The following is a 289-nucleotide window of genomic DNA, read 5'->3' as shown; positions in this document are numbered from 1 at the left end:
GCTCACTTCCTTTAACAACTTCTTCTGCTTCTGCCAGAGATCCCGCTCTTAAATATGCTTTAATTAAGTTGGCTCTTGCACTGAAAACACTGTCGCTTTCGCTATCTTTTGACTCAGTCATAGCAATATTTTCGGCAACCTTCCAGAGGTCTATGGCCTTACTATTGTCTCCTATCGCAAATTCCGTTTGAGCCTGAATAAAAGCGTTTCTCAAGACCGGCGACATTTTAGGCTGCGACGATGCACACCCAATTAATACGGTAATACAAAATATATATACTAACGACAA

The 289-nt window shown here is 41.2% G+C and carries 1 protein-coding gene; it reads right to left on the bottom strand.

Features of this window, described 5'->3' with window-relative positions; genetic code table 11:
* Nucleotides 1–226: hypothetical protein (locus tag A3761_RS28300; protein ID WP_231881095.1), on the bottom strand; the 226-nt coding region annotated here is incomplete at its 3' end.
* Nucleotides 227–289: the final 63 nt, after the last annotated feature.

The sequence above is a fragment of the Oleiphilus sp. HI0123 genome (assembly GCF_001635315.1).
The sequence above is the reverse complement of the archived record's forward strand: the minus strand, read 5'-3'. Positions and strand labels throughout refer to the sequence as shown.